Origin of the sequence: Kribbella sp. NBC_00662 (assembly GCF_041430295.1) — a bacterium.
Taxonomy (GTDB): domain Bacteria; phylum Actinomycetota; class Actinomycetes; order Propionibacteriales; family Kribbellaceae; genus Kribbella.
Genome location: NZ_CP109029.1, coordinates 7455721 through 7481280 on the forward strand (window position 1 = coordinate 7455721; position 25560 = coordinate 7481280).

The following is a 25560-nucleotide window of genomic DNA, read 5'->3' on the forward strand; positions in this document are numbered from 1 at the left end:
CGCCCTAGTGTCGCGGACCTGGGGTCACCACGCCCGCCTCATAGGCGTAGACGACCGCCTGCGCACGATCTCGCAGGTCCAGCTTGGTCAGGATGTTGCTGACATGTGTCTTGACGGTCTGCTCGGCGAGGACCAGTTCGTCGGCAATCTGCCGGTTGGAGAGCCCGCGCGCAACCAGCCGCAGTACGTCGGTCTCCCGCGGCGTCAGATGCACCGGAGTGATCGGTACGACGGGCTGTGCCCGCGCGAAGTCCTCCACGAGCCGACGGGTGACAGACGGCGCGAGCAGCGCATCACCGGCGGCCACGACCCGCACTGCGGCGGCCAGCTCGTCCGGAGTGGAGTGCTTCAGCAAGAAGCCGCTCGCGCCGGCGCGGAGGGCGGCGTACACGTAGTCGTCGAGGTCGAACGTCGTCAGCATCACGACCCGCGGCGGCTCGCCCGGCGTCGAGTCGGCCAGGATGCGCCTGGTCGCGGCGAGGCCATCGAGGACCGGCATGCGAACGTCCATCAGGATCACGTCCGGCTTCAGGTCTGCGGCCAGTTCGACCGCCTGCGCACCGTCGCCGGCTTGTCCGACAACCTGAAGATCCGGCTGCGCATCGAGCAGTGCGCTGAACCCGGCCCGCACCATCTCCTGGTCGTCAACCACCATGACCGTGATCGCCACTCGCCACCTCCTGCCGGACCGGAATGATCGCCTGCACCAGATAACCGCCTTCTGGGGTCGTCGCAGCGCTCACCGTCCCCTCCACGAGCGCCACCCGCTCACGCATCCCCGTCAGCCCATGACCACTGCCCGGCGCCGGCGTAGGGCTGCCAGGTGGCGGCGTGTTGTGCACGGTCACCTCCAGCTCATGACCCCTCTGCCTGACCGACACCTCAACTGCTGCGTGCGGTGCATGCCGCACCGCGTTGCTGAGCCCTTCCTGCACGACTCGGTACGCCGTGAGCTCAACCGTCTCGTCGAAGCCCGTCGGGACCTCACCCGTCAGCCGCACATCCGCACCAGCCCGACGCGTGCTCTCGACGAGGTCAGCCAGCTCCTCGAGCCCGGGCTGCGGACCCAACTCCCCCATCGGCGGCTGCTCGACCGGCTCGCGCAGCAGGCGCAGTACTCGACGCATCTCCGTCAGCGAGACACGTGCCGCGTTGGCGATCTCGGTGAACTCCTCACGAACGTCATCCGGTACGTCGGTCAGCCGGTGCGGCGCACTGTCCGCACGGACGACGACAACCGACAGGTGGTGCGCCACAACATCGTGCAGCTCGCGAGCGATCCGGGCGCGCTCCTGCAGACGCTCCCGCTCGGCGCGCTCGGCCCTGGTGATGGTCTCCTGCTCAGCCAGCCGCCTGTTCGTCTGACCGCGGGTGTGGATCAGGTCGCCGACCACGACTGCCACTGCTGACAGCACAGCCATGGTGATCAGACCGCGCCAACTGCCGCGGTCCGGCGCCAGCTCGACCGCGACCACGCCGACGGCTTGAGTCGCTACCCACCACGCGACCTGCTCACGCCGGCCGAGTCCACGCGCGCCCGCGATCGCGACGACGAACGAGTGACCGAACGCAGCCGTCGTACCCCATGGCCATGGTTCGCTCGAGCTGACCGGCGTCGTCACCGCTGCGGTGATGGCTGTGGTGATGAGTGATACCAACATCGCCGCCCGCGGCCGGAGCCACGCCAGACTCAGGGCGAGCGCTCGTGCCAGCGCGAGCGCCAGCACGGCCCCGAGCTGGACCTCGTAGTGCTGGCCGAGATCCATCACGGTCAGCACGAGCAGTGCTGCGACCCCCAGCGCCGCCATCCACGCCCAGCGTCCGCGCGGCCACTTGTTCACGACTGGACCCTACTCACAACTGCTCGAACCACGACCAGAAGAACGCCAGACTCCCACCCGCGAGCACGATAGTTGCCGGAAGCACCCACTTGCGCGCTGCCAGTCCGTAGAGCGGCCTGACCAGCTGGGCCTGCAGCGCCGCGATCCCCCGCAGCGCGAACAGGAACGCGATGATGCACGGTACGGCGATCAGCCCGTGTGCCGTCCATGCGCCGGCCCGCGTCGGCCCGCCCCAGGTGCCGGGCTCGATCGGGCCGTGATCGACGAAGCCCCAGAACGGTCCGCGCACGACAGCCATCACCGCGAGCAGCATCAAGAACCAGCTCGCCAGCCCGAGCACCGCACTGATCAGCCCGTACCCGAACACGACTCCAGCGGTGGGCGGTCCGACGCTGTCCGCGCCGACCACCCCGCGCGAGCCGAGTCGGTACGCCGCCAACCGCCGCCAGCGTCGCCCGGCCGCCTCCGGCTCCCCGACCATCGCGTCCGCCAGCGACTGCGCACTGACCGGCGCCAGCAACGCGTCGTACGCCAGTGACCTCGCCAACGAACCTGCCAACGACCTCGCCAGCGACCGGGCTCGTGACCGTGTCGGCCGCTGTGCGCTGCTGTCTGCCGGCTTCGGATCTGCCGGCTCCGCATGCGCCGCGGGGCGGCCGAGTATGTCCGTCATCGTGTCTCCTCGAGTCCCAGGTCCTGAGATAGAGGCTAGAAATCGGACGCTCCCGGCACATCCGGCCCGAGAGCCAACCGGCGATCAGTACCCCGGTAGGGGGTTCCTGTGATCAAAGTGTGATCCAGGTCACAGTGACCACGATGCGTGTCGCGACGTTACACGGTCAGTGCCGGACGGCGTACACGGCTCGCTGGGCTGCCCGACGGCACGAGCGGCGAGGCCGCGCCCAACAGGAGGTACTGGACACCATGCGCATGCGGAACCTGGCGGTGGCCGCCACGCTGATCCCGGTTTTGCTCGTTCCCGGCTGCGGCACCGACGCCGGCGTCGCCAACGCTGCGCCCGCCGCCCAGAAGGCGGCCCGGCCGAGTCTCGCCGACCAGGCGGCCGCGGAGGCCGGCTCCGACGACCCGGTGGTCAACGCGTACTACGCCTACCGGATCGCGCTCGACGCGATGATGCGCAGCGGCGGCGGCAGGACCACGCAGCTGCAGCAGGTGATGACGCCGAAGATGTACCAGGCGATCAGCGCCCAGGCGAAGTACTTCCGGACGAAGAAGCTGCACAACACCGGCACCACGAAGGTCCTGTGGGCGCAGCGAACCATCGCGTCGAACGGCGTGATCGTCAGCGCCTGCTACGACACCTCCGCCGCCCGCACGGTGAACTCGCGCGGCCACTCCGTCCTCCCGAACACCACCCCGACCCGCTGGCTGGACCAGATGCGCGTCCTCCCCCAGCAGTCCCGCTGGATCGTCGACGGCGGCACCACCACCCCCGACGCCTGCTGATTCGTCCCAGTGCGATCACGATCGCGCGCCCCTCGGATTCCCTCGGTCACCCCCGGGAACACTCTCGCCTGAGTGCCGGCTAGGTCGAGGGGTCCACCTGATGATCGACACGAGTTTCCGACGTTGGCTGCCGACGTGGTTCGGCGGCCGCCGTACGCCGGAGTCCTTCCGGCGGACGAGCTCCCGCGTCAGTCGTCTCGCCGTCCAGTACGACGCCGAGGTCGACGCGGCGCTGCAACGGCTGTGGCCGAAGGCTCGGATCTATCACGATCGCGAATTCACCCGGGACCGCGCGGACTTCCTGCTCGTGGTGCGCGGCCGCGGCGTGATGATCGAGACCAAGGTGAAGAGCGACCCCGGGGTGTTCCACGGCTCCACGCTCCCGCCGCTGCTCGACCGGCTCCAGCGCGACGGCCGGCGCCTCGTCGTACTGCTCAACCAGGGCGACCCGACACCCGCCCGCGACCTGGTCACCACCAAGCTCGGCGAGAAGGGCCGCATCGTCGTCTGGTCCGGCCCGGACCACGACACCGAACTCCGCGAGGCCGTCGAATCCCTCCTGCACCAGACGACTCGCCACGCCTGAACGCACGCGTGGGTGCCGCCGGACTCGGCGACACCCACGGCTCCAGACCAGGTGCAGATCAGGTGCAGATCAGGCGTTCTTGATCGCCGAGACCTCGAGCTCCAGCGTGACCTTCTCGCTGACCAGCACGCCGCCGCCCTCGAGCGCCGCGTTCCAGCTGACGCCGAAGTCCTTGCGGTTGATCACGACCGAGCCCTCCAGGCCGACGCGCTGGTTGCCGAACGGGTCGGTCGCCGCGCCGGTGTACTCGAACGTCACGTCGACCGGCTTCGTCACGCCGCGGATGGTCAGGTCGCCGGTCACCACGAACTCGCCGTCGCCGGTCGGCTTGACCGCGGTCGAGGTGAAGGTGATCTCCGGGTACTCGTCCATCGCGAGGAAGTCGTTGCCGCGCAGGTGCTCGTCGCGCTGCCCGTTGCGGGTGTTGATGCTCTTCGCCTGGATCGTCACCGTTCCGGACGAGTTGGCCGGGTTCTCGCCGTCGATGTGGAACGAGCCCTCGAACTCGTCGAACGCCCCCCGCACCTTGGTCACCATCGCGTGCCGGGCGCTGAACCCGATCCGGGTGTGCGCCGCGTCGAGCGTGTAGTCGCCGGACAGTGCGGCGTACTCGTTGGACATCGCGGATTCCTCCAGAGGACTAGTTGAACTTTACACAGTACAGATTTCACCTTTGACGCTCAGAAGTCCACCCCCCACCCGGCGTGTTCATCTCGTGGACCCGTCGGGGCCGGAGAATGGACGCGATCGAGGAGAGAGCGGGGGTTCGGTGGAGCGGAAGGTGTTCTGCGCGTCGGGGCCGAGTGACGTCTACCGCGCGGTGAGTACGTCGCTCGGCCGGGAGCGGTTCTGGGCCACATCGGCCCCGGAGTCGGGCGGGGTGATCTCGTTCGTGCTCGCGGACGGACGCGCCGGCGACTGCCGGATCGAGCAGGCCGTCCAGGACGAGCTCTACCGATTGCAGTACTTCGGCCGCACGCTCACGTTCACCCTCGTCCCCGGCGAGACGGGCGGGACCGACCTCACCCTCGGCGCAGACGCTCCCGACGACGCCGAGGTGGTCTCGCTGCTGCTGCGGCTGAAGGCGTCGGTCGACTTCGGCGTCGACCTCCGCAACCACGACGAGACCCGGACCGGGTCGTACGCCGACAGCTGACTGTTGCCCTCAGCAACAGAGTTAATCGGTTGCGGCCCGCCCGCGGCACCAGGTCTCATAGGTGGCCGGAGAAACTGGAGGACCGTCGTGGAACCGCTCAGCGGCGACGAGATCAGACGCTCGTTCGTCAATTCGACCAAAAGCCAGGTGAAGGCGATCGCGCTGCCCGCGCGGTTCACCGAACTGCCGTGGGAGTCGCTGGACTTCCTCGGCTGGCGGGACGCGAAGGCACCGAACCGCGGCTACCTGGTGGTACGCCGCGACGACGGCGTGACCGGGATCGCGGTCAGCACCCAGACCTCGGGCGCCGCCCGCCGGTTCGCCGGACTGCGCGACCTGTGCAACACCGCGCATCACGTCAGCGACGTCGCGTTGTTCGCCGCGCGCCGGGCCGGTTCGGCCGGCCGTGAGGGCAACACGGTCGGCATGTACATGTGCGCCGATCTCGCCTGCTCGCTGTACATCCGCGGCCTGCGCGAGCTCGATCTGCCGCAGGGCGAGACCGCCACCCCGGAGATCCGCGCGGAGCGACTCACCTCCCGCCTGGAAACTTTCGTCCGACGCGTCCTCAGCTGAGGTCCCGGGACACTACGCTGGTCCCACTATCGGCCCGCAGAGGACAAGGGAGAGCGAGTCGCGATGACCGAGTTCCGCATCACGCACGAGATCCACCAGACACACCCGGACATCCGCGAGAAGCTCACAGCCACGACCATCGAGGCGATCAACGAGTCCAGCGCCCGGTCCGCCGAGGACGCGGCCAGGGTGCTCCGGCACAAGCTCGCCGAGATCGGCGTACAGATGAGTGAACCCGCCTGTCTGTCGGCGATCGAGCGGATCCGCTCCGGCAAGCAGCTGCGCTTCGAGATCGAACCGCTCCCGGACGAGGACAACCTCGCCTGACCGCCGGATAGGGTGCAGGGTGTGCACCTCGAGGAACTTGGCCGGCGGATCTACGCGACAGCCCACCTGACCGGGGAGTTCGTTCTCCGCTCCGGACAGACGACAACGGAGTACTTCGACAAGTACCGGTTCGAGGCCGATCCGGTGCTGCTGGACGAAGTGACCGCGGCGATGGTGCCGCTGATCCCGCCGGGCACCGAGGTGCTGGCCGGTCTGGAGATGGGCGGCATACCGGTCGTGACCGCACTCGGCCGCCACGCCGGGCTACCGTGCGCGTTCGTCCGTAAGGAGGCGAAGCCGTACGGCACCTGCCGCCTGGCCGAGGGCGCCGACATCGAGGGACGGCGCGTCACGATCGTCGAGGACGTGGTCACCACCGGTGGTCAGATCGTTCTGTCGACCAACGATCTCCGAGCGCTGGGCGCGACCATCACCGACGCCCTCTGCGTCATCAACCGCAACGCCACCACACCCGCACCCCTCACCGACGCCGGGCTAACCCTCCATGCCCTCCTGAAGCCCGAGCACCTGGTGCCCACGCCCTGACCATCACCCCGCCCTGCGCTCGCCCTGGCGCTCGTGCTGGTGTTCGTGCTGGTGTTCGTGCTGGTGTTCGTGGGCTGGGATCAGTCTGCGGAAGTCGTCGACCGAGATGATCGGGACGCCGAACTCGCGCGCCGCCCGCGCCTTCACCGACAAGCTGTCGACGTCCGCGGCTACCACGAACGTCGTCTCGGGCCGAACCGCCTCCTGCGGGACGAACCCCGCCGCCACCGCCCGGTCCCACCACACCTCGCGCGGCTCGACCATGTCACCGGTGAACACCATCGTGCTCCCCCGCGGAAACCCGCGCGCCCCGGGACGATCCGGTACGACGTACCGCCCGGCACTCGCGCGGAGCAGCGCCTCGTCGACATCGGTCGCGCGTCGCCCGAGCATGACCGCGACCCGGTCGACGTCGTTCCGCTGATCGGGTGTGATCGTGCCGTCTCCCCAGGACGCCGTCGCGAGCGCAGCGACGTACCATCGATGGAGGCTGTCGACCTGCGGACGGGTCAGACCGAGCTCCGTCGCCACCTGCACCAACTGATCCGCATCCGCTGCCGTGATCTCCCGGTTGGCGAGGATCGTGTCGAGCAGCACGAGATACGAGTCGGCCTGCGGCGGCTCCGGAACGCGAGGCAGTTGATCGACGAGCCGGCTCATCCAGCCATGACGTCCGCCGGCGTGCACCGGACGAACGGTCGGCGCCACATCGGTCCCCGGCAACGACGGCCACGGCAGGCGCCGCACTTCCTCGTAAGCCCACTGCCACGGCGGCGGTGACGGGAAAGCCTTCAAATAATGCGAAAACAGCTCGGCGGTCGCACGCGTGTCGGCCATCGCCGAGTGCCAGCCTTCGATGGAGATGCCGGCCGCCGCACAGCAGGCACCGAGCGTCCGCTTCGCACCCGGATAGAGGTAGCCGGCCAGCGCCATCGTGCACATCGACCGCTCGGTGATCAGCGGCACCGTGACACCGAGACGCGCGAACTCCGCGCGCAAGAACCCGAGATCGAACTCGACGTTGTGCCCGACAACCATCCGCCCGGCCAGCAACTGCCCCAGCTGCCGCGCGATGTCCGCGAACTCCGGCGCCGCCAGCACGTCGGCCGTGAGAATCCCGTGGATGTGCTGCGGCCCCAAGTCACGTTGGGGATTCAGCAACGTCACCCACTCGTGCTCGACCTGCCCGCGGGCGTCCAGCAGCACGACCGCGATCTCGATGACCCGATGCCGATGGCCCGGCAGCAGGCCGGTCGTCTCCGTGTCGATGACCGCATACATCCGCGCCTCCTCCGGCTCGATGACCGACTGGAACAACCCAATCACACGCCGCCGACAGTTTCAGTCGGGCTCAGTCGGGCCCAGTCGGGCCCAGTCGGGCCCAGTCGGCTCGAGTCCGGTCAGGCGTCGCGCGGGATGTCGACCGCGATCTCCTCACCCAGCCGCGCCCCACGTGCCAGCTCGAGTTCGTCGCCGCTCCAGAATCGCCCGGGGTCGTACCAGTTCAGCTTCCGCCCCCGCAGCAACCCCATCTCCTCGTACGTCACCGCTACCACCTCCGCGCAGTACGCCGACTCCAACTCGAGCTCGCGCGACCCGCGCCGGAACGCCGGCACCCGGCCACGCACCCACCTCGACGCGAGACGGGCCGTCGACGGGAACGGCGTACCGTCCAGCCGGGCCACCGTCCGCAGTACGGCGTCCTCCATCTCCCGCGTGACGGGATGGTCGAGCTGCCGCAGCCAGGCCTGCTGACCGTACTTGCGCGCCCACACCAGCACCGCGTCACGCAGGTTGTGCAGCTGCGCGCCGCGCTGGTGCTGCCCTGTCCACATGTCCGGCAGCGAACGGCCGAGCTCCGCGTGCCACATCAGCGGCGGGAGATCCTCGACGACGACGGCCATCCCGACATGGTTGATCGGGCTGTTCGTGGTCAGCTGGATAGCGCGATCCGCCGCGCTCTCCCCGCGGAACAGCCAAATGTCACCTGTTCGTGTCAGTTCCGTAGCGTCATCCAGCGAAATCCGGCTGTTCACGTCGCTAGGTTAGTCGTCATGAAGGTATGGAAGGTGGTAGGACTTGCGGGGCTCGTCGGCGTGGCCGCAACGGGCGTAGTCATCGCGCGGGGCGAGCGGAAGCGCCGCGCCTACACGCCGGAAGAGGTGCGGGACCGCCTCAAGACCCGGGTCAAGGAAGCAGCGAACGCCTGACCTCCCGGCCGGGCAGACGGGACACGCCGTAACTCGGTGGTACGGCGCTGATCCCGCCTGCCCGGCCGAACCCGTTGCAGCACGCAACCTCTAAAGGTTGTGGAGGGCAACGTCTTCCAGCCGGCCGGCGGTGATTGTCGCGGTCTGGTACGTGCAGTACGGCTGCCTGCGCCGATCGGTCGGCGATCCCGGGTTCAGCAGCCGCAAGCCACCCGGGCTCGTCGTGTCCCACGGGATGTGACTGTGCCCGAACACGAGCAGATCAACCCCCGGGTACGCCGCTTCGCACCGCGCCTCACGCCCCTGCGCCGAGCCGGTTTCATGCACGACCGCGATCGACAGCCCGTCCAGCGTCACGCGCGCGACCTCAGGCAGCCGCGCCCGCAACTCCGGACCGTCGTTGTTGCCCCAGCACCCGATCAGCCGGGTCGCACGAGCTTCCAACTCGTCCAGCAGTCCGACGCTCACCCAATCGCCCGCATGGATGACCACGTCGGCACGCTCGATCGCCTCCCAGACCGGCTCCGGCAGCTTCTTCGCCCGAACCGGCAGGTGGGTGTCCGAGATCAGCACCAGGCGCATGCGCCTACTCTCTACGCCTCCAGTGACTCGATCAACTCCTTCTCCTTCGCGGGGCTCAGACCCGCGCGCCGCTCCCGGTCCAGGCCGAGCTCCCGCTCCCAGGCGAGCGCATCCACCAGGAACTCCCGGCGCGATCGGTGGGTCAGCCCGGCCGCAGCCGCCGCGGCGCCACTCCGTGACGACCAGCCCTCGTACCCAGGCTCGGTCAACCACATCGCCAGCGACTCCGGCCCCATGTACTGCTCGACCTTCTGCTCCTCCAACCACTCCCGCGGCGCGAGCACCACCGGCCCGGTGTGACCGCCGACCTCACGCGCCAGCTCGATCCACTCGCCGAACGGCACCACCGGCCCGCGCGTGTCGAACGTCCCCGTCCGGCCCTCCGTCGCGTTGTCCAGCAGCCAGCCGGCCAGATCCCGCACATCGATCACGGACGTCGCCAACTCGGGCGTGTCCGGCACCAGCATCGGCTCCTCCGGCGCTCGCGCCGCCCGCGCGACCCATGTCCCCGATCGATCGCTCCGGTCCCCCGGCCCGCCGATCAACCCGGCGCGGGCGATCACGAGCCGATCACCCACCATCTCCCGCGACGCGAGCTCGGAAGCGACCTTGGCCTCGCCGTACAACTCCTGCTCCACCACATCCAGCTCGGTCGGCTCCCGCAGTTCGGCGGTCTCGTCCGCGCCGGGCGTGTCGTACTTCGCGTAGGCGTTCACCGAGGACACATACGTCCAATGCTTGGCCCGGGCACCGAAGGCGGCCAGTGCACCCCTCACGAACCCTGGCTGCCAGGACACCTCGAACACGGCGTCCCAGTCCCGCTGCGGCACGGCGTCGTACGCATCCGGGCTGCTGCGATCGACCGCGATCAACGAGGCACCGTCTGCGACCGCGCCGCTCTCGCCGCGCGCCAGGCAGGTCACCGAATGTCCGCGGGCGACCGCTTGCGCGGCGATCTCGCGACCGAGCCACGCCGTACCACCGAGGATCAGAATCTCCATGCGGGCAAGCCAATCAGGCCCGACCGACAAAACCCAGACACCTCTGCCGAGGGCAGAAACGGCGGGTGATCCGCTGCCCGCGTCAGGTCACCGTAAGCCTTCGGGCCTTGCCAGGCAGGCCATCCAGGCGCACTGTCGAAGGAGACACCAAGGGGTGAGTGTCAGGACACAGGGGGAGAAAATGGCTGGTTTCGTTCAGATCATCGAGTACCGGACGTCGAAGCCGGACGAGATCAAGGCGCTGATGGACGACTTCAGCGCCAAACGCCAGGCCGAGGGCGAGGGGCCGGCACCGGTCCGCGGCATCAACTGCGCCGACCGGGACGAGTCCGGACGGTACTTCGCGATCGTCGAATTCGCCTCGTACGAGGAAGCGATGGCGAACTCCGAGCGGGCCGACACCACCGAGTTCTCGGCGCGGATGATGGAGCTCTGCGACGGACCCGGCAAGTTCTACAACCTCGACCTGGTCGAGGAGATGAACTACCGCTGACCGGTCCCGGCCCAGGCGTATCGCGAGTCCGCCTGGGCCGGTACCGCACCGGGTACGGCGTACGCCACCTCGCCGAGGCGCACGCCGTACCTGGGCTGCGCCCGGTGCCGGGAGGGGATACGGCACCGAGGCGCGCTCTGGGGCAGATCGGGTCCGCGGCGCCGGATCCGAGCTGGGACAGCTGACGAGTCAGCGGAAGACTCGGTACGACGTCCACGTGGACGGCGGCGCGGCGCCGTGTTTGCGGCTGACCCCGCCCTCGGGCCCGAAGCCCCGGTCGATGCCGGGATCGCCGTCCGAGTGCAGCGGGTCGGGGTCCTGCGGCTCGGGCGCCGAGTGCAGGTCCGGCCAGGGCCGGGGTGGTAGGGACTCGCGGGGCGGCAGCTTGAGGTCGGGGTCGGGACCCGCTTCCGGGTCGAGCCACACGACCTCGGTGGCCCCGCCGTGACCGTGGATGGCGATGACGGAGTCGATGCCGTCCCACACGGTCGTGGTCGGATAGTCGCCGTACCAGCGCAGCGCGACGGCTCCGTCGGTGAACTGCACACCTTCGGCGACAGGCCCGGTGCCGCTGACACCGGAGACGTCCTGATGCCGGATCAACCGGAAACGACGGGAACTCATTTCGGCGCTACCTCCCAGAGCCGCTCGCCCGGCAACTTCCGCTCCGGACCGGGATCCTGGTCCGGCACCGGTTCACTGGTCACCCGCAACCCGGCGAACCTGCGCGACATGGCCGCGGCGTACCGCTCCGCCAACTCGGCCTCGGCCCGGTAGTCGGCCACCACATGGTCCCCGAACCAGACCCGCACCCGCCGCCGCTCCACCCGGACCGCACCCGGGTGAGGATCACCACCGTCAGCCATCTCAATACACCCGACACCGAGTCGAGCCGTTTCCCATCAGCGACCTCGCAACAAAACCCTTCACGTCAATCACTTCCACTTCCCTGTGGGGATGGGTTCACAGGTAGTGACGGCCCTCCCAGCCGTTCATGACGCAACTCCCGAGAAAAATCTCACACCGCGTAAGATCCGTGCCAGCGAGGCCGTCTCAGCCGATCCGCTGCCGGATCTCGTCGACACCCACGCCCAGCGTCAGCCAACGACCCACGGGCGCCAGGCTTCGAGGGCCTCGGCGTCGAGGGAGGTGGTGGGTGGGAAGGCGTGGACGCCGGCGCCGGGGAGGTACGCCGCGACGATCCAGGACATCGCGTGGGCCAGCACAAGAGCGGCCTCCGGCTGCGTCGACGCAAGCTCATCGAAGATCGCACGAGCCTCTTTCCCCTGCGCCTCCTCGTCCCTCGAGCCGCCGATCCGTACGTCGACCACCGCGCTGTAACGGTCGATCGCCGAAACATCCTCAGGTTCTGGATCATCCTCGCCATAGATGTTCGGCCCGACCACGATCAGAACCGTTCCATCCACCGTACGAGCCCGTCCGCTGAAGAACCGCTGCCCCTCCTTCAGTTCCGGGTCCTGAAGCGCTCCCACTTGCTGAACTCCCGCAAGCCACCCCGCTGTCGCCTCCAGCGGATCACTCCCGGCCAGGAAGATGGCGTCACTGCTAGACATCGCTGGAAGGGCGACCGACGACCCACGGGCGCCAGGTGTCGAGATCGGAGTCGTCGAGGGTCGTTCCCGGTTCGAAGGTGTGGATTCCGCGGCCGGGCAGGTAGGCCGCGACGAGAAGCTCCACGTTGTGCGACAGGATGGCCGGCACCTCACCGAAGGCCCCGACCAGCAATTCGAAGGCGAGCCGCGCCTCCTCGGACTGTGCGGGCTTCCGGTTGCGAGCCTGGACGTCGACAACCAGCGGATAGTGATCCATCGCCTGCACTTCGTCGGGCTCCGGCTGGAAGGTGTTCGGCCCGATGTAGAAGCCGATGATCTCGTCGAACGTCCGCGCCCGGCCTTTGTACTGCAACTCACCGGTCTCGACCCGCAGGTCCCCGTTGAACTCCAGGCCGAGCACCTCCGCCACCCGTCCGGCGGCGTCCTCCAACGACCCCTCCATCGACAGAAAGATCTCATCGCTGTCAGCCATCAGTTCTCCCTCGCATAACTCACCAACCGACCGTCACCAAGAATCACGTGCACCATGCTGGCCACCCTCGAGCCCGGCTGACTGGAGGCCCGCCGAAACGCTCGTTCCGCATCTTCCTCCGACAGCCCGATCCTGCGTCCGTCGATGACCACCTCGCCATCGGTTCCCGATTGCCCACTTCCGCGGTTCATGTTCCGCTTGACCGCACTGTTCTTCAGGCTCGTCGGCGTCTTGAACTCGACGACCACTCCGCGGCTCGACGCGGACCTGCGCACCATGACGTCGGGATTCTTGTGGTGCGGCCGACTGTGGTCGGCAGGTCTGACATCGACGCGCCAGCCCTCCTCGGCGAGACGTTCCGCGATCAGCAGTTCGTGGGGCTCGAACGTTTCGTCCGGGCCGTAGACGCCGGGCTCGAAGTCGACGTCGAGCGGCCGGGCATCGAAAGCCGGGTCGAAGTCGACGGTGGGAAGGTCGGGAAGGTCGATATCGACGATGATCGGCTGGGGCCGCGCCTCCTCGGGGTAGTCGAAGGTGGCGGTCATCTCGTCGGTGGTGATGGTGAAGGTGGCGTGTTGCCACTGGTTCTTCTCCTCGTCGGCCATCGACTTGAGGAGGTTCTTGACGGCCTCGGTGAGGTCTACCTCGATCTCGTGGTCCTGGAGGAGGTGTTCGGTGCGTTTCCGGTCTTCTTCTTCGTTGCGTTCTTCGAATTCGAACTCGCCGGTCTCGAGGACGGTGATTTCTATCTCGAGGGGCTCCTGCTCGTCACGGTCGTCGTTTTTCTCGTGGGCCTTGCGGAACTTCTCGAAGGCCTTGCGGGCGACGGTGATCAGTGGGGGTTCGTTGTCTTCGGCAACTTCTAGGTCCTCGTAGGCGAAGGTCAGGCGTTTGGTCCGGCCCAGCGAGTCGAGGTCGCCGGAGCCGCTGGTGAGTTTGTTGCGGTCCGCGGAGTTCGACGAGGGGCGGTTGGTCGACGGGCCCGCCGTACCGACGAGGCCCTCGGCCCAGCCGCGGGCCTTGGGCGGGGCCATCGAGAGGTAGTGGGCGGCGGCCTCGCAGGCTCGGGCGGCGGCGTCCAGTTGCTGGGCGGCCACCGTGGCCTGGCCGCGGGATGCGATCAGTGCGAGCTGGGCGTTCTCCCGGCACCGTACGGCGGTCCGCTGCAGCTGCTCGACCACCCGCGGGATCTCGTCGAAGCAATCGACCAGACCGCGGGCGACCCGCTGCAGCTCCGACGGCATGCCCGCGCCCCGACGTCCTCAGATCTGGTCGGCGTAGTTCTTGCAGCCGGCCGACGCGATCTCGAGCGCCTCGGCGGCCTGCTCGACCGCCTTGCTCGCGGCCTCGAGGATCTCGGTGATGTCGCGGTCGATACCGGTGGCGGTGCCCGCGATCAAGCTCTCGACCAGCTGGCTGTGCTGGGTGAAGCGGAGTTTGAACCCGGCCAGGCCGCCGGCCGCCTGCTTGGCCTCCATCGAGACCTGGTGCAGCTGTTCCTTGAGCCGCAGTACGTCGGACACCTCAACCCACTCCCAAACCTAGTTGCGCTTCTTCGGCAGCACGATCGCCGTACCCGCCACCACGACCGGCACGCCGATCCCGATCCACCACGGCAGACCGGCCGCCATCAGCACCACGACCGCGACCGCACCGCCCCAGCCCCACCAGCGCGCGCCGGGCAGCCGCGGCAGCCCGAGCATCCGCGACGCGGCCAGCATCGTGATCGCCGCGATCGCCGCGGCCTCGACACCGGCCAGGAACGACCCGCTGAACACCCACACCAGCACGAACCCGACCAGCGCCAGGACCGCGCTGATGGTACGCCGCTTGCGCTGCTCCTGGAGCGCCCGGGCCGTGGTCCGCAGCTCCTCCAGCTCGTCGACCGACTCGGCGAGCTGTTTGGTGATGCGCTCGGCAACGGTCTCGATGTCGTTCAGCGCGCGGATCTCGGGCAGCGTGTGGTTCGCGCGCTTCCCGTCGGCCGGCAGGCCGGCCCGTTGCAGACTCGCGGCCGCCTTCTCGGCGAGCGCGTTCAGCCTGGTCTGCAGCTTCAGTCCACGCTCGGCCATGGCATCGGCCTCTGCCGCCGCGGTCGCCTCGGCCTTGGACTTGTGCGCCGTCAACCGGTCCTGCGCCTGCTGTGCGTCCGCCCGCGCCATCGCGACCGTGCGCAACGCCCGCACGTACTCGGACCACTCCTGCTCCACGGTCTTCATCGCCGCACCAACTCCACCGTGCGATCGACCTCGTCAGCCCGCAGCGCCGCGAACGGTACGACGACCTGCGCCTCGGGATGCAGCCCGTCCCACAACAGCCCGCGATGCGGCTCGGAGGCCCACCGCACCAGCGGCCCGGCCACAGCACGTACGCCGTCCTGCGGGTGCCGTAGGAACAGATGAGTCGCCACGTTGGCCCGCCCGTACCCGAGCTGCTCGGTGCAGACATGCATCCGGTTCCACCACCCGTACGTGATCAGCCCCTGCGCCGGCCCGTCCCGCACGATGTCCTGCAGCGCGTTCGCCGGGCTCTCGAAGTACCCCTCGGCGTGCACCTGCATCCGCGGCACCCCGTGGAACCCGAACCCGAGCAGGTACGTCCCGCCGGCCTGCCCTGTCCGCATCGCCTCCCGCAGCGCGAACAGCCGGGGCGCGATGTCGTCGTGCTTGTCCACGGTCTCGACCTCGCAGCCGAGCTCCCGCAGTACCTGCACCAGCGCGTCTTTGCCCTCGGCAACAGCCGGCGCCGAGTTCGTCCCGTCCACGAACACGAACCGCGGCGCATCCACCGCAGCGGCGGCCGTCGACACCGCCAGCCCAGTCAGTACGCCGAGCGCATCGGCCGGCCCGTCCCCCAGCACGAGTACGCCGGCACCAGGCTCGGGCCGCACCTCGACGGACACCGGCTCCTCGGTCACCGCGATCGGCAACCCCGTCCACGGCCGCCCCAACTCGGGCTTCACCGCGGCAGCGGTCTCGGCCAGATGCGCGGGCTCGGCCAGATGGAACACCCGCGGCGGGCGCGCCTCCGCCCCCGCGCGCGACCACAGCTCGTGCCGCAGCGCGTCCAGCACCGGCTTGTCCGCGAAGCTCACGAGCACATGCTGGTTGTCATCCGGCGACCCGAAGTTCGCGTTCAGCACGGCCTCGCCGCGGAACTGCAGCTCGGCGGCCGCCGTGTTCCCACTCCGCAGGATCGCCTGCGAATCAGCCGGCGTGGTCTTCAGCGCGATCCGATACGGCACCTGCCCGAAGATCGAGTCCCGCCGCGTCGACAGCCGCTTCACACCCTCGATCGTCTGCGTCGCCAGTACGACGTGAACGCCGTACGCACGCCCCAGCCGGACCAGCCGCTCCAGCAACTTCGCGGCCTCGTCGGCCAGCTCGTCGTCGTCCTCGAGCAGCACCTGGAACTCATCGAGTACGACGAGGATCCGCGGCGGCCGATCCGGTCCCGGAGCGAGCTCCGCGATGTCGGCGACGTTCCCGTGCGACTTGAAGATCTCGCTGCGCCGCGCGAGCTCGTCCGACAGATAACGCAGTACGGCGAGACCGAACGCGCGATCGCTGTGCACCCCGAGCACTCGCACCTGAGGCAACCAGTGCGGCCGATCCGGCCCCGGGCCCAAAGCAGAGAACTCGACGCCGTGCTTGAAGTCGAGCAGGTACATCTCCAGGTCCGCGGGTGCATAGCGCGCGGCGAGACCGTGGATCAGCACGAGCAGCAGGTTCGACTTGCCCTGGCCGACCGCGCCGCCGACGAGGACGTGCGGAAGCGCCGGGTTGCCGCTGCGCAACCGGACCAGCGCCGGCGTGCGGTCGTCGTACCCGATCACGGCGCCGATCTCGTCCTTGACCGGCCGCCACCAGGTCAAACGATCGGGCAGGGTGCGCTCGAAGTCGATGGTCGGGAGGACGGCGATATCGGCCTGCTCGGCGATCACGTCACAGATGCCCGCGGCAACGGTCGCGTCGAACGGCGGATCCAGCCGGGCCGGCGGCAACTGCGCGACCTCGACCCGGTCATTGCTGATGACAACGGGATTGAGGAGCTCGAGCAACTGTTTCGAGTCGACGTCCAGCTCGGCCGCGGTCGACGCGTCGTAGTGGACGAGGAAGCAGATCCCCCGCTTGCCGGCGGTCGCGGCCAGCCGGAGCAGGTCGCGCTGGGCGAGCGTGTCGATCCCGGACGGGTAGTCGAACAGGATCACGAGCCGGTACGGATCGGTGACCTGACCGGTCTCCTTGAGCAGGTCCTCGAACCGCTCGTGCCCGAGCTGCGCCTGCCGGCTCGCCCGCAGCGACGAGACGTCGACCAGTCCGGACAGCACGGTGTGCAACTGCTCCGCCGTATGCGTTGCCCTCGGCACCAATTGGGGGTACTTCGTGGTCAGGTGACCGAGCAGCCCCATCACCCCGGTCAGCCGCGGATCGAACGCGTCGACGCGGAGCCGGAACGGTTCGGCCGCCGCGATCAGCCGCAGAGCGGTGCTCTGCAGCAGCCGACGCGCATTCTCGTTACTGTCCGCGGTGACCTTCCAGCCGTTCGTCCGGAGCAGTGGCGCGACGACCGGCGTACCGGCGTCCAGTTCACCGACCCGCACGTACGACGGGACGCCCGCGCCGACGAGCTGACGCGAACGCCAGCGTGCGTCGTTCGGCGGGATCGATCCCAGACCGGGCGCCAGCCGGTCCGCAAGCAACCTTGCCTTGGGCTCGGCCTCGGACAGGGCCTCCGCGGTCTTCGCGTCGACCAGCGCCCGCGATTCACGCCGCGCGATAGCGGTCTGCTCCTGTAACTGACGATGCAGCCGGACCGCGCGCTGATGCTCGCCCTGGGTCAACCGCTGTGCGTTCTCCAACAGCTGTCCCAGCGCATGCTGCAGACCACGGATCCGCGCTTCGAGGAGCTCCGGTGCTGCGTCTGTACTGCGCGCTCCGCGCGAAGCCGATCCGGGCATACTTCCCCCGTCAGGCTTCTCCGTCACGAGCACCGCCCTTTCACCCTTGCCCCGCGACCGTACTGATTGCCTGGTGTAACCATGTCACACCTGTAGTCCCATCCGTCACTCCAGGCATCAGCAGTCTCACCCAGTAATCCGCTGCTAGTCCGGCGCGACGATCTCGAGCTCGTAGCCGTCGGTGTTGTGGAGGAAGGCGGCGTAATGCTGCGGCCCGCCGGCGTACGGGTGGCGGTCGGCGAACATCAGCGTCCAGCCGTGCTCGGCGGCCTCGCCGACGACGGCGTCGACCTCGGCCCGGCCGGCCGCGTTCAGCGCCAGGTGGTTCATCCCGGGCCGCATCCGGTCGTGCTCGGCGGCCGACATCGCGGGGCTCTGCTCGACCACGACGTACGAGCCGTCGGGGGCGGTCCAGGTCATACCACCGGGCCAGCCGTCACCGTCCTTCCAGCCCAGCCGGTTGAGGACCCAGCCCCAGCTTGCGACGGCCCGGGACAGGTCCGGGACCCAGATCTCGACGTGATGCACCGCGGCGACCATCGCAGCATTATCTGTGCTCGGCAGAATGGCTCGACACCGCCGTCGACACTGCCATCGAGATCGCTCCGGAGACGAGCAGCCAGACCAGGGCGGCGACCAGCCAGGGCCACCACGGCCGGGCCTGCGCGGCCTCCGCGACCGCCTTGCCGAACAACCCGCCGCCGGGCGCGAAGACGAGCACGAGCAACACCCGCGCGATCCACGTCTCCCTGGTCATTTCTTCATTGTGAGAGGCAGCCGCCGACCCTGCAGAAACCTTGGCGTTTCGCGCCCCTTCACCTTTCTGTCTGTGGCAGGGTCTACCGTCTCCGTTGACAGTCGAGGGGAGGTCATGGTGAGCACGACCCGGATCGAGACGACGCCGTACGGCGCGGCCGCGCTGGAGCGCCTGCAAGCCGTCGTCGCGGGGCTGAAGGCCGACGATCCGATGACTCCCGTGACTCTCCTGCTGCCCAACAACCTCGCCGGCGTCATCGCCCGCCGCCATCTCGCTCGCTCGTCCATCGGCGGGCTGTATCTGGCGACGCTCGAGCGGCTGGCCGAGCAGATCGCTGCCGGCGCGCTGTCGCCCCGGCGCCCCGCAACCCGTCCGATCGTCGCAGCCACCTGGCGTACGGCGCTTGCGAAGGCCCCCGGGATCTTCCAGGAGGTCGCCGAGCACCCGTCCACGATCCAAGCGCTTGCATCGGCCCATCGCGAACTGCGCGACCTCACCGATCCCGCGCTCGACAAGGTCGCGGGAGCTTCCGCGTTGGGTCCGGATCTGGTCCGCCTGCACCGCCATGTCACCGGCGACCTGGCCTCGGACTGGTACGACGAAACCGACCTCCTCCGCGCCGCCGCGGCCCGGATCGAAGCGTCGCCCGAGGTCGTCCGTGAGCTCGGCGCGCTGGTCCTCTACCTTCCGCAGGAGCTGACGCAGTCCGAGGCTGCCTTCGTTGCAGCGCTCGGCGACGCGTCCGCGGATCTGACCGTGATCGTTGGCCTGACCGACGTACGCCGTGCCGATCGCGCGGTCCGGCGCTCGCTCGAACGGATCGGGATCGACCTGCCGCGGTCGATCTCGAAGAACTATCCGGTCGCGACCGAGATCCTCAACGCGTCCGACGCCGACGACGAGGTGCGTTGCGTCGTCCGCGATGTCGTGTCGGCGCTGGAACACACGCCTGCGCACCAGATCGCGGTGCTGTACTCGGCCGCTTCGCCGTACGCGCGTCTGCTGCACGAGCACCTCGGCGCCGCGAAGATCGAGGTCAACGGTCCGGGGACACGGCCGGTTCACGAGCGGGCGATCGCGCGGACGCTGCTCGAAGTACTGGCGCTGGTCGATCAGGATCTGCCGCGCGCGGATGTGTTCCGGGCGTTGGCGAACGCGCCGACGCGCGACTTCGGCGGAGAGCGGATCCCGGTGCCGCAATGGGAGCGGATGTCGCGGGCGGCCGGGGTGGTGCGCGGGGACGACTGGGACACGCGGCTCGCGCGATACGCCCAGTCCGAGCGGCGGACGGCCGATCAGGAAGAGGCCGCCGAGGATCCGCGGCCGGCCGCAGTGCGTCGCGCGCAGCACAACGCGACGACGGCTGAGCGATTGCATGCGTTTGCTTCCACCCTGCGGCGACGATTGAGCGCGCTGGCGGAGTTGGAGACCTGGGCCGAGTTGTCGGAAGGGGTTCTGCAGCTCTTCCACGATCTGCTGGGTGACTACTCGTCGCTGCCGATCGAGGAGCAGTACGCCGCGGCTGCGGTCGAGGGATCGCTGACGGGGCTGTCGACGCTGGACGAGCTCGGTACGCCGGCGAGCCTGGCGGTGCTGCGCGACGTACTGGATCTGGAGCTGCAGCAGTCGCTGCCTCGGGTCGGGACGTTCGGGACTGGCGTGCTGGTCGCGCCGCTGTCCGCGAGCATCGGGTTGTCGGCGGACATCGTGTATGTCGTGGGCCTGTCGGAGGACCTGTATCCCGGGCGAGTGCATGAGGACGCGCTGCTCCCCCATCGGGTGCGGGAGGCGGCGGCGCCCGAGCTGGCGTCGTTCCGGGACCGGTTGGACGAGAAGCAACGGCATCTGCTGGTCGCGTTCTCTGCCGGTGCGCGGGTCGTGGCCGCGTTCCCGCGCGGAGATCTGCGGCGGTCGTCACGGCGGTTGCCGACGCGCTGGCTGCTCGGTTCGCTGCGGGAGCTGACGGGTGATCACGCGCTCCCGGCGACCCAGTGGGACCGGTACGACGAGGTGTTGCAGACGTCGGCGTCGTACGCGGGATCGTTGACTATGGCAACGATGCCGGCGACGGAGCAGGAGTGGCAGACGCGAGCCGCCGCGGCCGGCCTGTGGGTGCAGGACGGCGTGCTGGTGCGGGCGCGGGAGCTGTTGCGGGGCCGGGCATCTCAGGCCTTCACCCGTTTCGACGGGGACTTGTCGGGCGTATCCGGACTGCCGGAGTACGCGGTCGAGAATCGGATCGCCTCGCCGACATCGCTCGAGTCGTATGCGACCTGCCCACACGCGTACTTCGTCGAGCGATTGCTTCAGGTGGAGCCGCTCGAAGCGCCCGAGGACCTGCTGGTGATCTCGCCGGTGCAGATCGGGAATCTGATCCACAACAGCCTCGACGCGTTCGTGACGCGGTTGGCGGGCTCGCTCCCGGCGCACGGCGAGCCGTGGACGGAGGAGCAACGGTCGCTGCTGCTGGCGATCGGGGCCGATCTGGCCGAGCAGTTCGAGGCGGAAGGGCTGACCGGGCATCCACGCCTGTGGCAGCGCGAGCGGTTGCGGATCCTCGGCGACCTCATGGTTCTGCTGACGGACGACGAGCGCTGGCGTGCGGAGCGGTCCGCGTCGGTGGTCGCGAGTGAGCTCCGATTCGGTTTCGACGGCGAGCCCCCGGTGGAGATCCCGGTGCCGTCGGGTCGGGTGCTGTTGCGCGGATCGGCCGACAAGGTGGACCTCGGCGCGGACGGCACGATCTACGTGACCGACGTGAAGACCGGCGGCTTCTCGCGGTACGAAGGCATCGAGTCCGACCCGGTCGCCGGCGGGACCAAGCTGCAGTTGCCGGTGTACGCGTACGCGGCCCGCGCGCGGCTGGGCGAGCCGACGACCCCGGTCGAGGCGTCGTACTGGTTCGTCCGCCGTGGCGGCAAGCGGATCCCGGTGCCGCTGACTCCTGAGGTCGAGGAGCGGTACGTCGACACGCTCGACGTGATCGTGTCGTCGATCGCGGCCGGGTACTTCCCGCCGAAGGCGCCCGAGGTGCCTGATTTCCTCTGGGTGCAATGTCCGTACTGCAACCCCGATGGCATCGGGCACAGCGAGGTCCGGGCGCGCTGGGACCGCAAGCGTCACGACCCGGTCCTGGAGCGGTTGGTGCGTCTCATCGATCCGACTGCGTTGGAGGCCGGCGATGACTGAGCAGTTGCTCGACGGGGCCGCGCGCGATCGCATCCGTTCCGACACCGAGACCACGCTGTTCGTCGAGGCGGGGGCTGGGTCCGGGAAGACGCATGCGTTGGTCGATCGCGTGACCACGCTGGTGCTGCGCGACGGCGTACCGCTGCGGACCATTGCGGCTGTCACCTTCACCGAGAAGGCCGGCGCGGAGTTGCGGGACCGGCTGCGGGTCGAGTTCGAGAAGGCGCGGAAGGGCGACGCTCGCGAGCTGGCCGACGCGGCGCTCGACGATCTGGACTCCGCCTCGATCGGCACGTTGCATGCCTTTGCTCAGCAGATCCTGCTCGCGCATCCGATCGAGGCCGGTCTGCCGCCGCTGATCGACGTACTCGACGAGGTCGGGTCGTCGGTCGCCTTCGAGGAACGCTGGGCCGAGTTGCAGCAGCAGCTGCTCGATGACGACTCCATCGCTGAGCCGCTGTTGCTCGCGATGGCGGTCGGGGTCGAGTTGAAGCATCTTCGGTCGCTCGCCCGGCTGTTCGGGAACGACTGGGACTTGATCGCCGAGCGCGTGCTGGTCGACCCGCCTGAGTTGGTCGCGATGCCGGATCTGACCGGGCTGATCGCCGCGGCCGCACAGATCGGCGGGGCGGTTGATTCCTGCCTTGATCCTGAGGATCGGTTGCTGCCCAAGCTGGTGCAGATCCGCGAGCTCGGTCTGATGCTCGATGCCGCGACCGACCAGGAGACGCAGCTCGCGATCCTCCAGACGCTGCGCGGACTCAAGGTCGGGCGGATCGGCCGCAAGGAGAACTGGCCCGACATCGCCAAGGTGCGCGGTGACTGCACCGAGGTGGTCGAGGTCGCCGGTTCGCTCGTCGAGCTGCTGCTTGATGCTTGCCTCCGGCACCTTTCTCACTGGATCGCGGAGCGGGTGCTGGAGTCGGCCGAGCTTCGTCGTGCCGAGGGGCGGCTGGAGTTCCACGACCTGCTGGTGCTGGCTCGTGATCTGCTGCGGCGGGACGCGGCTGTTCGCGGGGATCTTCAGGAGCGGTTCGAGCGGTTGCTGCTGGACGAGTTCCAGGACACCGACCCGATCCAGATCGAGCTCGCGGTCCGTATCGCCGGGGGTGTCGAGGCCGATGCGGAAGACTGGCGCGAGGTCGAGGTGCCCGAGGGCCGGTTGTTCGTGGTGGGCGATCCGAAGCAGTCGATCTACCGGTTCCGTCGCGCCAACATCGCGACGTACCTCACCGCTCAGGACCTGCTCGGTGAGACGGTCGCCCTCACGACCAACTTCCGCACGGTGCCGCCGATCCTCGGCTGGATCAACACTGTCTTCGGCACCCTGATCCAACCGCAGGAAGCCGCCCAGCCGTCGTACCAATCCCTCGCCCCTCATCGAGCCAGCCCCACCGCAGCCGACACCATCCCATCGCCGTCCCGCCCTGGCACCCCGTCGCCCACTCACCCAGGCGCCCCTTCGGCCAGCGGTCTTGGCACCTCTTCTCCTGCCGGTCCTGAGACCTCGTCCGCGGTCCGTCCGGGTACACGCTCTCGTTCTCGAGCAGCTGATCAGCCCGACGAGCCCACCCCGGTCAAAGGCGACCAGCTCTCGATGTTCGACGACACCGACGACACCCCCACCCTCTTCGACGACGACCCAGCGCCGGCCGAAGACGAGCAGCTTGCTGACGTCGCCACGGTCCTGCCGTTCCGTCGCCGGGACGACACCGTGTCGGCCGACGTACCGCCGGACGTCCCAGCGGAGGACGGCGACCCGTCCACCGGCCCCGCCGTCACCATCCTGGGCGCCGAACCGCACGACGATCTCCCCCGCGCGCAAGCCTCCGTCCTCCGCGAACGCGAAGCCACCGACGTAGCGTCCGCCATCGCAGAGGCTCTCCGCGACGGCTGGCTCGTGTACGACGACCGCGCCGAATCGTGGCGCCCCGCCGAGGCCGGCGACATCGCCGTACTCGTCCCGGCCCGCACGTCCCTCCCGTTCCTGGAAGACGCCCTCGACCGCGCCGACATCCCGTACCGCGCCGAGGCCAGCTCCCTCGTCTACCAAACGGCCGAGGTCCGCAACCTGCTCGCCTGCGCCCGCGCCCTCGGCGACCCGAGCGACCAACTCGCCCTCGTCACCACACTCCGCTCGCCCCTGTTCGGCTGCGGCGACGACGACCTCTACACCTGGAAGCGCTCCGGCGGTTCGTTCACGCTCACCGCCCCGGTGCCTGACCAGCTCCTGACCCACCCGGTCGGCGAGGCGATGGAGTGGCTCCGCCGCACCCATTACGCGGCCCGCTGGCTCACTCCCAGCGAGGTCCTCGCGAAGATCGTCGCCGACCGCCGCATGCTCGAGGTCGCGGCGATCGGCCCGCGATCCAGGGATGCCTGGCGCCGGATCCGCTTCGTCGTCGACCAGGCCCGTGCATGGTCCGAGGTCGAGCACGGCGGCCTGCGTTCGTACCTCGCCTGGGCTGCTCACCAGGGCGAAGAAACGTCCCGCGTCGCCGAGGCAGTGCTGCCCGAGACCGACGCCGACGCCGTTCGCGTAATGACGATCCACGCCGCGAAGGGTCTCGAGTTCCCGATCGTGATCCTGTCCGGGATGACCGCAGCCCCGAACCGTCAGCGCGGCGTCCAGGTCCTCTGGCCGCCGGACGGCGGGTACGCCGTCAAGCTCAAGTCGTCCGTGCAGACCGAGGACTTCGATCTCGTGCAACCGGTCGACGAGCAGATGGACGACTACGAACGCCGCCGCCTCCTGTACGTCGCCGCGACGCGCGCCCGCGACCACCTGATCGTCTCGCTGCACCGCTCCGGCAACCGCCGCCATTCCAGCAACGCCGAACTGCTCGCATCCGCCGGCGGGGTCGAAGCACCACACTCGACGCTCTTCACCAGCCCGCCGGTCCCGGACCGTGAACCGTCCGCCAGCCCCGACGTCACCCCGCCGATCTCCCGCACGGAGTGGGAGACGCGGGCCTCCGCCGCCCAGGCCGCGAGCCGCGCCCGCTCAGCCCAGAGCGCGTCCGGCCTCGAAGGCACCGGCCCGGAAGTCGCGCTCGACGACATCGACCCCGGTACTGCGAAGGCTGCCCGAGACCTGGAGCTACCACCGTGGACCAAGGGCCGCTACGGCACCGCGATCGGCCGCGCGGTCCACGCCGTACTCCAAGTCGTCGACCTCACCACCGGCGCCGGCATCGAGGCCGCTGTCTCCACGCAGTGCGTGGCCGAGGGCGTGCTCGAGTACGCCGATGTCGTGACCGCCCTCGTCCGGTCGGCGCTGGCGTCCGACGTGGTGAAGCGTGCGGCCACTCGGGAGCATTGGCGCGAGTCGTACGTCGGCACCGTCCAGCCCGACGGCACCGTGCTCGAAGGTTTCGTCGATCTCATCTACCGCGAGGACGACGGCCGTCTCACCATCGTCGACTACAAGACGGACGCCATTCCCGCCGCAGCGCTGGACAGCCGAGTCGCCTACTACGCTCCACAGCTGCAGGCGTACGCGGCGATCCTGCCCAACACCGGCCCGCCGGTCCTGCTGTTCCTCAACCCCGGCGGAGCAATCGAGCGACAGGTGTCCTAGGGAAGGTCGCCGCTCAGGTATCGCTCGAGGACGTTGACCCAGCCGTGGAATGCGTCGAGGTGGGCATCGTGGCTCGCCGCGGCAAGGTCGGCGCGTAGCCCGTCGGGTGCCGGTTCGAGATCGTTGACCCAGGCATCTGTCAGCGGACGGTCGCCGAGGAACGCGCGCTGCCGCTTCGTCGGCAAACGGCACCGGCCACGATGCGAAGTATTTGCCGATGTTGGCCGGTCCCTCGGGACCGTC

29 protein-coding genes are annotated in these 25560 nt (G+C 69.1%); 10 read left to right on the forward strand and 19 right to left on the reverse strand.

Annotated elements, in window-relative coordinates; translation table 11 throughout:
- Positions 1 to 4 precede the first annotated feature (4 nt).
- The 3 genes from OHA10_RS36695 to OHA10_RS36705 are packed head-to-tail and all read right to left on the reverse strand — an operon-like array spanning position 5 to position 2514.
- Entirely contained in the window at positions 5 to 670 is a 666-nt protein-coding gene (locus OHA10_RS36695) for a response regulator (RefSeq protein WP_371403393.1), read from the reverse strand.
- Positions 645 to 1841, reverse strand: a complete 1197-nt coding sequence (locus tag OHA10_RS36700; RefSeq protein ID WP_371403394.1) for a sensor histidine kinase — start codon at positions 1839 to 1841, stop codon at positions 645 to 647. Before OHA10_RS36700 ends, OHA10_RS36695 begins: the two co-directional genes overlap by 26 nt.
- Before the next feature lie 13 nt (positions 1842 to 1854).
- On the reverse strand, positions 1855 to 2514 hold the full coding sequence (locus OHA10_RS36705; RefSeq protein ID WP_371403395.1) for a hypothetical protein: 660 nt from the start codon (positions 2512 to 2514) through the stop codon (positions 1855 to 1857).
- A gap of 143 nt (positions 2515 to 2657) precedes the next feature.
- Here OHA10_RS36705 and OHA10_RS36710 point away from each other — a divergent pair, with 143 nt between their 5' ends.
- Positions 2658 to 3308, forward strand: coding sequence for a hypothetical protein (locus OHA10_RS36710; RefSeq protein ID WP_371403396.1), 651 nt, complete (start codon positions 2658 to 2660; stop codon positions 3306 to 3308).
- Between the two features lie 100 nt (positions 3309 to 3408).
- The gene (locus OHA10_RS36715) at positions 3409 to 3894 is read left to right on the forward strand and encodes a hypothetical protein (RefSeq protein WP_371403397.1); all 486 of its coding nucleotides are present in this window, start codon (positions 3409 to 3411) and stop codon (positions 3892 to 3894) included.
- A 69-nt stretch (positions 3895 to 3963) separates the two neighbouring features.
- On the opposite strand, the gene OHA10_RS36720 is transcribed toward OHA10_RS36715, so the two are convergent.
- Positions 3964 to 4515 carry a YceI family protein gene (locus OHA10_RS36720; protein ID WP_371403398.1) on the reverse strand — a complete coding sequence of 184 codons (552 nt, stop codon included), beginning with the start codon at positions 4513 to 4515 and terminating at the stop codon, positions 3964 to 3966.
- A 148-nt stretch (positions 4516 to 4663) separates the two neighbouring features.
- On the opposite strand from OHA10_RS36720, the gene OHA10_RS36725 reads away from it, so the two are divergent.
- From OHA10_RS36725 to OHA10_RS36740, 4 genes are all read left to right on the forward strand, one after another.
- On the forward strand, positions 4664 to 5050 hold the full coding sequence (locus OHA10_RS36725; protein ID WP_371403399.1) for a hypothetical protein: 387 nt from the start codon (positions 4664 to 4666) through the stop codon (positions 5048 to 5050).
- Positions 5051 to 5137: 87 nt separating this feature from the next.
- Positions 5138 to 5626: an FBP domain-containing protein gene (locus OHA10_RS36730; RefSeq protein WP_371403400.1), complete on the forward strand. Its 489-nt coding sequence runs from the start codon at positions 5138 to 5140 to the stop codon at positions 5624 to 5626.
- A 63-nt stretch (positions 5627 to 5689) separates the two neighbouring features.
- Positions 5690 to 5953, forward strand: a complete 264-nt coding sequence (locus OHA10_RS36735; RefSeq protein WP_371403401.1) for a hypothetical protein — start codon at positions 5690 to 5692, stop codon at positions 5951 to 5953.
- A gap of 21 nt (positions 5954 to 5974) precedes the next feature.
- Positions 5975 to 6499 (forward strand): orotate phosphoribosyltransferase, encoded by a 525-nt coding sequence (locus OHA10_RS36740; RefSeq protein ID WP_371403402.1) that lies wholly within the window; start codon positions 5975 to 5977, stop codon positions 6497 to 6499.
- 3 nt (positions 6500 to 6502) lie between these two features.
- Here the strand turns inward: OHA10_RS36740 and OHA10_RS36745 are convergent, their stop codons facing one another.
- Positions 6503 to 7825: an exonuclease domain-containing protein gene (locus OHA10_RS36745; RefSeq protein ID WP_371403403.1), complete on the reverse strand. Its 1323-nt coding sequence runs from the start codon at positions 7823 to 7825 to the stop codon at positions 6503 to 6505.
- Positions 7826 to 7899: 74 nt separating this feature from the next.
- Positions 7900 to 8535: a hypothetical protein gene (locus tag OHA10_RS36750; protein ID WP_371403404.1), complete on the reverse strand. Its 636-nt coding sequence runs from the start codon at positions 8533 to 8535 to the stop codon at positions 7900 to 7902.
- A gap of 18 nt (positions 8536 to 8553) precedes the next feature.
- Between OHA10_RS36750 and OHA10_RS36755 the strand changes: the two genes are divergently transcribed.
- The gene (locus tag OHA10_RS36755) at positions 8554 to 8709 is read left to right on the forward strand and encodes a hypothetical protein (RefSeq protein ID WP_165546543.1); all 156 of its coding nucleotides are present in this window, start codon (positions 8554 to 8556) and stop codon (positions 8707 to 8709) included.
- Between the two features lie 90 nt (positions 8710 to 8799).
- Here the strand turns inward: OHA10_RS36755 and OHA10_RS36760 are convergent, their stop codons facing one another.
- Together OHA10_RS36760 and OHA10_RS36765 are read right to left on the reverse strand one after the other, a co-directional pair.
- Entirely contained in the window at positions 8800 to 9291 is a 492-nt protein-coding gene (locus OHA10_RS36760; protein ID WP_371403405.1) for a metallophosphoesterase, read from the reverse strand.
- 11 nt (positions 9292 to 9302) lie between these two features.
- On the reverse strand, positions 9303 to 10292 hold the full coding sequence (locus OHA10_RS36765) for an oxidoreductase (RefSeq protein WP_371403406.1): 990 nt from the start codon (positions 10290 to 10292) through the stop codon (positions 9303 to 9305).
- A 181-nt stretch (positions 10293 to 10473) separates the two neighbouring features.
- On the opposite strand from OHA10_RS36765, the gene OHA10_RS36770 reads away from it, so the two are divergent.
- The gene (locus tag OHA10_RS36770) at positions 10474 to 10785 is read left to right on the forward strand and encodes a hypothetical protein (protein WP_371403407.1); all 312 of its coding nucleotides are present in this window, start codon (positions 10474 to 10476) and stop codon (positions 10783 to 10785) included.
- Between the two features lie 189 nt (positions 10786 to 10974).
- On the opposite strand, the gene OHA10_RS36775 is transcribed toward OHA10_RS36770, so the two are convergent.
- The 10 genes from OHA10_RS36775 to OHA10_RS36820 all read right to left on the reverse strand — a co-directional run bounded on the left by OHA10_RS36775 (position 10975) and on the right by OHA10_RS36820 (position 18548).
- Positions 10975 to 11409, reverse strand: coding sequence for a hypothetical protein (locus OHA10_RS36775; protein ID WP_371403408.1), 435 nt, complete (start codon positions 11407 to 11409; stop codon positions 10975 to 10977).
- On the reverse strand, positions 11406 to 11651 hold the full coding sequence (locus tag OHA10_RS36780; RefSeq protein ID WP_371403409.1) for a hypothetical protein: 246 nt from the start codon (positions 11649 to 11651) through the stop codon (positions 11406 to 11408). The genes OHA10_RS36775 and OHA10_RS36780 overlap by 4 nt, the downstream gene beginning before the upstream one ends.
- 231 nt (positions 11652 to 11882) lie before the next feature.
- Positions 11883 to 12278, reverse strand: coding sequence for a hypothetical protein (locus tag OHA10_RS36785; protein ID WP_371403410.1), 396 nt, complete (start codon positions 12276 to 12278; stop codon positions 11883 to 11885).
- Positions 12279 to 12351: 73 nt separating this feature from the next.
- Complete coding sequence (locus tag OHA10_RS36790) at positions 12352 to 12831, reverse strand: hypothetical protein (protein ID WP_371403411.1); 480 nt, start codon at positions 12829 to 12831, stop codon at positions 12352 to 12354.
- The gene (locus tag OHA10_RS36795; protein ID WP_371403412.1) at positions 12831 to 14075 is read right to left on the reverse strand and encodes a hypothetical protein; all 1245 of its coding nucleotides are present in this window, start codon (positions 14073 to 14075) and stop codon (positions 12831 to 12833) included. Before OHA10_RS36795 ends, OHA10_RS36790 begins: the two co-directional genes overlap by 1 nt.
- 18 nt (positions 14076 to 14093) lie before the next feature.
- Positions 14094 to 14354, reverse strand: coding sequence for a hypothetical protein (locus OHA10_RS36800; protein ID WP_130388988.1), 261 nt, complete (start codon positions 14352 to 14354; stop codon positions 14094 to 14096).
- A gap of 18 nt (positions 14355 to 14372) precedes the next feature.
- Positions 14373 to 15050, reverse strand: coding sequence for a hypothetical protein (locus tag OHA10_RS36805; RefSeq protein ID WP_371403413.1), 678 nt, complete (start codon positions 15048 to 15050; stop codon positions 14373 to 14375).
- Entirely contained in the window at positions 15047 to 17791 is a 2745-nt protein-coding gene (locus OHA10_RS36810; protein ID WP_371403414.1) for an FtsK/SpoIIIE domain-containing protein, read from the reverse strand. The genes OHA10_RS36805 and OHA10_RS36810 overlap by 4 nt, the downstream gene beginning before the upstream one ends.
- Before the next feature lie 144 nt (positions 17792 to 17935).
- On the reverse strand, positions 17936 to 18331 hold the full coding sequence (locus OHA10_RS36815) for a VOC family protein (protein WP_371403415.1): 396 nt from the start codon (positions 18329 to 18331) through the stop codon (positions 17936 to 17938).
- A gap of 7 nt (positions 18332 to 18338) precedes the next feature.
- Positions 18339 to 18548, reverse strand: a complete 210-nt coding sequence (locus tag OHA10_RS36820; protein ID WP_371403416.1) for a hypothetical protein — start codon at positions 18546 to 18548, stop codon at positions 18339 to 18341.
- A 114-nt stretch (positions 18549 to 18662) separates the two neighbouring features.
- Between OHA10_RS36820 and OHA10_RS36825 the strand changes: the two genes are divergently transcribed.
- On the forward strand, positions 18663 to 21737 hold the full coding sequence (locus OHA10_RS36825; protein WP_371403417.1) for a PD-(D/E)XK nuclease family protein: 3075 nt from the start codon (positions 18663 to 18665) through the stop codon (positions 21735 to 21737).
- On the forward strand, positions 21730 to 25317 hold the full coding sequence (locus tag OHA10_RS36830) for a UvrD-helicase domain-containing protein (protein WP_371403418.1): 3588 nt from the start codon (positions 21730 to 21732) through the stop codon (positions 25315 to 25317). Before OHA10_RS36825 ends, OHA10_RS36830 begins: the two co-directional genes overlap by 8 nt.
- Here the strand turns inward: OHA10_RS36830 and OHA10_RS36835 are convergent.
- Positions 25314 to 25502, reverse strand: coding sequence for a hypothetical protein (locus OHA10_RS36835; protein WP_371403419.1), 189 nt, complete (start codon positions 25500 to 25502; stop codon positions 25314 to 25316). The two genes, OHA10_RS36830 and OHA10_RS36835, sit on opposite strands and share 4 nt — an antisense overlap.
- Positions 25503 to 25560: the final 58 nt, after the last annotated feature.

Excerpts from the sequence above, each read along its gene's own strand:
- OHA10_RS36705 (WP_371403395.1), bottom strand. The coding sequence starts at position 2,514 with ATGACGGACATACTCGGCCGCCCCGCGGCGCATGCGGAGCCGGCAGAT.
- OHA10_RS36710 (WP_371403396.1), top strand. The coding sequence starts at position 2,658 with ATGCGTGTCGCGACGTTACACGGTCAGTGCCGGACGGCGTACACGGCT.
- OHA10_RS36715 (WP_371403397.1), top strand. The coding sequence starts at position 3,409 with ATGATCGACACGAGTTTCCGACGTTGGCTGCCGACGTGGTTCGGCGGC.
- OHA10_RS36720 (WP_371403398.1), bottom strand. The coding sequence starts at position 4,515 with ATGTCCAACGAGTACGCCGCACTGTCCGGCGACTACACGCTCGACGCG.
- OHA10_RS36735 (WP_371403401.1), top strand. The coding sequence starts at position 5,690 with ATGACCGAGTTCCGCATCACGCACGAGATCCACCAGACACACCCGGAC.
- OHA10_RS36755 (WP_165546543.1), top strand. The coding sequence starts at position 8,554 with ATGAAGGTATGGAAGGTGGTAGGACTTGCGGGGCTCGTCGGCGTGGCC.
- OHA10_RS36760 (WP_371403405.1), bottom strand. The coding sequence starts at position 9,291 with ATGCGCCTGGTGCTGATCTCGGACACCCACCTGCCGGTTCGGGCGAAG.
- OHA10_RS36765 (WP_371403406.1), bottom strand. The coding sequence starts at position 10,292 with ATGGAGATTCTGATCCTCGGTGGTACGGCGTGGCTCGGTCGCGAGATC.
- OHA10_RS36770 (WP_371403407.1), top strand. The coding sequence starts at position 10,474 with ATGGCTGGTTTCGTTCAGATCATCGAGTACCGGACGTCGAAGCCGGAC.
- OHA10_RS36775 (WP_371403408.1), bottom strand. The coding sequence starts at position 11,409 with ATGAGTTCCCGTCGTTTCCGGTTGATCCGGCATCAGGACGTCTCCGGT.
- OHA10_RS36780 (WP_371403409.1), bottom strand. The coding sequence starts at position 11,651 with ATGGCTGACGGTGGTGATCCTCACCCGGGTGCGGTCCGGGTGGAGCGG.
- OHA10_RS36790 (WP_371403411.1), bottom strand. The coding sequence starts at position 12,831 with ATGGCTGACAGCGATGAGATCTTTCTGTCGATGGAGGGGTCGTTGGAG.
- OHA10_RS36795 (WP_371403412.1), bottom strand. The coding sequence starts at position 14,075 with ATGCCGTCGGAGCTGCAGCGGGTCGCCCGCGGTCTGGTCGATTGCTTC.
- OHA10_RS36805 (WP_371403413.1), bottom strand. The coding sequence starts at position 15,050 with ATGAAGACCGTGGAGCAGGAGTGGTCCGAGTACGTGCGGGCGTTGCGC.
- OHA10_RS36810 (WP_371403414.1), bottom strand. The coding sequence starts at position 17,791 with ATGCCCGGATCGGCTTCGCGCGGAGCGCGCAGTACAGACGCAGCACCG.
- OHA10_RS36815 (WP_371403415.1), bottom strand. The coding sequence starts at position 18,331 with ATGGTCGCCGCGGTGCATCACGTCGAGATCTGGGTCCCGGACCTGTCC.
- OHA10_RS36820 (WP_371403416.1), bottom strand. The coding sequence starts at position 18,548 with ATGACCAGGGAGACGTGGATCGCGCGGGTGTTGCTCGTGCTCGTCTTC.
- OHA10_RS36825 (WP_371403417.1), top strand. The coding sequence starts at position 18,663 with ATGGTGAGCACGACCCGGATCGAGACGACGCCGTACGGCGCGGCCGCG.
- OHA10_RS36830 (WP_371403418.1), top strand. The coding sequence starts at position 21,730 with ATGACTGAGCAGTTGCTCGACGGGGCCGCGCGCGATCGCATCCGTTCC.